This window comes from Cereibacter johrii, assembly GCF_001720585.1.
Taxonomy (GTDB): Bacteria; Pseudomonadota; Alphaproteobacteria; order Rhodobacterales; family Rhodobacteraceae; genus Cereibacter_A; species Cereibacter_A johrii.
This window is the reverse complement of the sequence record NZ_MABH01000250.1, coordinates 1-4,175: the sequence shown is the minus strand read 5'-3', so window position 1 is coordinate 4,175 and position 4,175 is coordinate 1. Positions and strand designations below refer to the sequence as shown.

At 71.5% G+C, this 4,175-nt stretch carries 4 protein-coding genes and 1 pseudogene; 3 read left to right on the top strand and 2 right to left on the bottom strand.

Annotation, left to right across the window (positions count from 1 at the left end; translation table 11 throughout):
- The 3 genes and pseudogenes from A9O63_RS21310 to A9O63_RS21300 form a co-directional block, all read left to right on the top strand.
- Positions 1-234: pseudogene (locus A9O63_RS21310) on the top strand (MmgE/PrpD family protein); the annotation flags it as partial.
- Positions 231-1,730: an argininosuccinate lyase gene (argH, locus tag A9O63_RS21305; RefSeq protein WP_069333658.1), complete on the top strand. Its 1,500-nt coding sequence runs from the start codon at positions 231-233 to the stop codon at positions 1,728-1,730. The pseudogene A9O63_RS21310 and the gene argH, both read left to right, overlap by 4 nt.
- Before the next feature lie 96 nt (positions 1,731-1,826).
- Complete coding sequence (locus tag A9O63_RS21300; RefSeq protein ID WP_009564049.1) at positions 1,827-2,840, top strand: SIS domain-containing protein; 1,014 nt, start codon at positions 1,827-1,829, stop codon at positions 2,838-2,840.
- 160 nt (positions 2,841-3,000) lie between these two features.
- Here A9O63_RS21300 and A9O63_RS21295 read toward each other — a convergent pair whose 3' ends face one another.
- Together A9O63_RS21295 and A9O63_RS21290 are read right to left on the bottom strand one after the other, a co-directional pair.
- Complete coding sequence (locus A9O63_RS21295) at positions 3,001-3,528, bottom strand: flavin reductase family protein (protein ID WP_069333657.1); 528 nt, start codon at positions 3,526-3,528, stop codon at positions 3,001-3,003.
- A 9-nt stretch (positions 3,529-3,537) separates the two neighbouring features.
- Positions 3,538-4,175: SDR family oxidoreductase (locus tag A9O63_RS21290; protein ID WP_069333656.1), on the bottom strand; the 638-nt coding region annotated here is incomplete at its 5' end.

Below are 4,175 nucleotides of genomic sequence, written 5' to 3'. Positions count from 1 at the left end.
CAGGACGGCAGCCGCCTCACCGGCCGCCGCGAGGCCGCCCCGGGCAGCGCCGCGGCACCGCTGACCGACACCCAGCTCGCGGAGAAGTTCGCGGCCTGCCTCGCGCCCGTGGCCCGGCCCTCCGAGGCCCGCGCGCTCTGGCAGCGGCTCCTCTCGCCCACCGATTTCCCCTCCGCCGGGGCATTGCTCGACGCCCTGCCCCTGGCCCTCACCGACCGGAAAGATCCCAGATGAAGAACTCCGTGAGCTCCCGCCTGACGGAACGCACCGCGGCCGAGGTGGCCCGCACCATCTACGAGCCGCCGATGCAGGGCTTCGACGCCCCGGCGCTGGAGCGGATGTGCGCGCTGAACGAGGCCCATGCCGCGATGCTGGCCGCCCGCGGGCTGATCCCGGCCGATTGCGCGCGCGACATCCTGCGCGGGATCGCGCAGATCCGCGCCGAGGGCCCCGCCGCCATCGACCTCGATCCGCAGTTCGAGGACAGCTATTTCGCCTTCGAGAACCGGCTCGGGCAGGTCGCGGGCAAGGCGGTGGCGGGCTGGCTCCATGTCGGGCGCAGCCGCAACGACATCGGCTCGACCCTCGACCGGATGGCCGCGCGCGAGACCTGCCTCGCGCTTCTGGCCGCGATGGAAGAGGCCCGCCGCGCCTGTCTCGCGGCGGCCGGGCGCCATGTGCTGACCGTGATGCCGGGCTATACCCACCTCCAGCCCGCCCAGCCCATCACCTTCGGCTATTATCTCGCCAACGTCGCCCGCGGGATGGAACGCGAGCACGAGCGGCTCGCGGCGGTGCTCGACCGGCTCGACGCCTGCCCGCTCGGCTCGGCGGCGCTGGCCGGCACCTCCTTCGCCATCGACCGCGACGAGACGGCCGACCTTCTGGGCTTCGCCGCGCCGGCCGCGCCGGGGCTCGATGCCGTGGCCTCGCGCGATTTCGTGACCGAGCTTCTCTGGGCCGTCACCAGCGCGCAGGTGCTCTTCTCGCGCGTGGCGCAGGATCTTTACGTCTTCACCACCTGGGAATTCGGGGCGCTCACCTTCCCCGACCGGGTGGCGGGCACCTCCTCGATCATGCCGCAGAAGAAGAACATGCTGCCGCTCGAATATTTCCGGGCCGAGGCCGGGCGCAGCATCGGGGCGCTGGCGGGCGCGCTCGCGGCGGTGAAGGGGTCGAACTATTCGATCGGTCTCGACAGCGTGCGCGAGGGGGTGGCCGACGCCTGGCCCGCCTTCGCCCGGTTCGAGGCGTCGCTCTCGCTGCTGCGGCTGATCTTCGAGACGGCGACGCCGGATGCCGAGAAGCTGCTGGCGCGCTGCAAGGCCAATTTCTCGACCGCGACCGATCTGGCCGACGGGCTCGTGCGCGACTTCGGCATCTCGTTCCGCGATGCCCATCATGTGGTGGGGCGCGCGGTGCAGATGGTGCTGGCCGCGGGCGGCGGTGCCGAAGAGCTGACGGTCGCGGTGCTGAACGAGGCGGCCGAGGCCGAGATCGGCCGCAGCTTCGATCTGCCCGAAGAGCGCCTGCGGCGCTGGATGGACCCGGTCGAGGCGGTGCGGGCGCGCACCGTTCCGGGCGGCACCGCGCCCGAGGTCGTCTCCGCGCTCCTCGCCGGCATGGAGGCCCGCCTTGCCGCGGATGCGGAGCTGAGGGCCCGGCGGTCGGCAGCCCTCGAGGCGGCCTCGGAGCGGCTGGCTTCCCGCGTGGCACAGCTCACCGCCTGACCGGGCGGCCCTTTCCCTGCCTTTCCTTCCCCCGGCCGCCCGACGCGGCCGGGCCCTGAACACCTGCCCCCCGGGGCGAAACCAAGAGGATCAGACATGCTGAATTTCAACGAGGACCGCTTCCTCCGCATCCAGTCGGGCGCCGTGGCGCTCGCGCCCCGGATCGACGCCGAGATCGGCGCGGCCATCGCGGCGGGCGCGACCAACCTCTATTTCCTCGGCACCGGCGGCGTGGCCTATCTGATGGAGCCCGCCGTCCAGCTGCTCCACCGCCGCTCGGGCTTCCCGACCTTCAAGGACTATCCGGCGGAGCTGATCCTGACCGGCTCGGCCAATCTCACCGACAAGTCCATCGTGGTGATGCCCTCGCTGTCGGGCACCACGAAGGAGAGCGTGGCCATGCTCGAGAAGCTGAAGGAAGTGGGCGCCAAGATCATCACGCTGGTGGGCCATGCCGACACGCCGCTCGGCCTCGGCGGCAACCCGGCCCTCGTGAACTTCGCCGAGGATGACACCTCGTCCGAGAGCTTCTACCTCCAGTCGCTGCTCATCGCCCTGTCGGTCATGAAGGCCCGCGGCGAGATCGACAATTACGATGCGCTGGTGGCCGAGCTTCAGACGGTGCCGGCGGCGCTGGTCGCGGCCAAGAAGGCCTTCGAGCCCAAGGCCGAGGATCATGCGCGCATCATCGCGGGCGCCGACTATCACATGTTCACCGGTGCGGGGAACATGTGGCCCGAGGCGCTCTATTACGCGACCTGCATCCTCGAGGAGATGCAGTGGATCCGCACGCGGCCCGTCCATGCGTCGGACTTCTTCCACGGCCCGCTCGAGCTGATCGAGCCGGGGGTGAGCCTCGTGCTGTTCCGCGGCGAGGATGCCTACGATCCGCTGGCCGAGCGTGTGGCGCAGTTCGCGCGTCAATATACCGACCGGCTGACGGTGATCTCGACCGCCGATTACTGCCCGCAGACCCTCTCGCCCGAGCTGCGCGCGCTGATCTCGCCCGCGGTGATGGCCACGCTGATGGAGCGTCTGAGCGCCCATCTCGAAGTGATGCGCGACCACCCGCTGGTCACGCGGCGCTACTACAAGCGCGTGGCCTACTGAGCCTCGCGCCTCCGGCGGCCCGAGGGGCCGCCGGATCCTTAAGACCGGGGCCGGATCTCCGCGGACCCTTGGCGAGGTGGCAGGACCGGCAGACGACAGAGGCCGCGAAGGCCCGCGTGGGGCTTCGCGGCGCTCCGGCCCTCGCCGGGACGGTCAGGGATCAGGAGGCCGCTTCGCTGCGCTGCGCCTCGGGGCTTTCCAGCCGGCGATACTGGCGCAGGTAGTGGATCATCGGCTGCACCTCGCCGGGGGGCGACAGGCGGACCGCCTCGACCCGGCCGAAGAGCACGCTGTGGGTGCCGGCCTCGACCGCGCGGTCGAGCTGGCAGTCGAGCGCGGCCAGACTGTCGGCGAGCACCGGCACGCCGGTCGCAAGCTCCGTCCAGGGGCCGGTCTGAAACCGCTGCGCGCGGCCCTCGGCCGAGAAGAACCGCCCCGCGAGATCCTGATGATGCGCGCCGAGGAAGTTCACGCAGAAGGCCCCGCGCTCGAGCAGGTCGGCCAGCAGAGTGGCCGAGCGGTTGATGCAGACGAGGAGCATGGGCGGGGCGGCCGAGACCGAGGTCACGGCCGTGGCCAGCATCCCGTGCGGCACGCCTGCGAGGCTGCGGGTGGTGACGAGGCTCACGCCGCTGGCGAGCCGGCTCATCGCCTCGCGGAACTCCTGGGCCTGATCGGGCGCGGACATGCGTCTCTCCTAGAATGAGGCGGTCAGGCCGCCATCGACATAGATGATCTGCCCGGTGACATAGTCCGACGCCGCCGAGGCGAGATAGACCGCCGTTCCGCCGAGCTCGGCCGGGCGGCCCCAGCGCCGGGCGGGCACGCGGGCCACGCGCTCGGCATGGAGCGCCTCGTTCTGGACGATGGCCGCGTTCATCTCGGTCTCGAAATAGCCCGGCCCGATGCCGTTGACCTGGATGTTGGCGCCCGCCACCTCGGTGGCAAGCGCCCGCGTCAGCATCCGCAGCCCGCCCTTGGCCGCCGCATAGGGCACCACCCAGGGCCGGCCGAGCTCGCCCAGCACCGAGACGGTGTTGACGATCTTGCCCGCGCCGCGCCGCATCATGCCGGGCAGCGCCGCGCGGCAGGCCATGAAGGGGCCGGTCATGTGGGTGCGGAGCATCAGATCCCAGTCGGCATCCTCGACCTCGGTCAGCGCCGAGCGCCCGGTGATGCCCGCATTGTTCACGAGCACATCGAGGCGCCCGTGACGCGCCTCGGTCTCCGCCACCAGCGCCTCGACCTCGGCGCGCCGGGTGATGTCGCAGAGCGTGACCGAGGCCGTGCCGCCCGCCGCGCGGATGGCCGCGGCGGTGCGTTCGAGCGGGCCCG

Excerpts from the sequence above, each read along its gene's own strand:
- argH (WP_069333658.1), top strand. The coding sequence starts at position 231 with ATGAAGAACTCCGTGAGCTCCCGCCTGACGGAACGCACCGCGGCCGAG.
- A9O63_RS21300 (WP_009564049.1), top strand. The coding sequence starts at position 1,827 with ATGCTGAATTTCAACGAGGACCGCTTCCTCCGCATCCAGTCGGGCGCC.
- A9O63_RS21295 (WP_069333657.1), bottom strand. The coding sequence starts at position 3,528 with ATGTCCGCGCCCGATCAGGCCCAGGAGTTCCGCGAGGCGATGAGCCGG.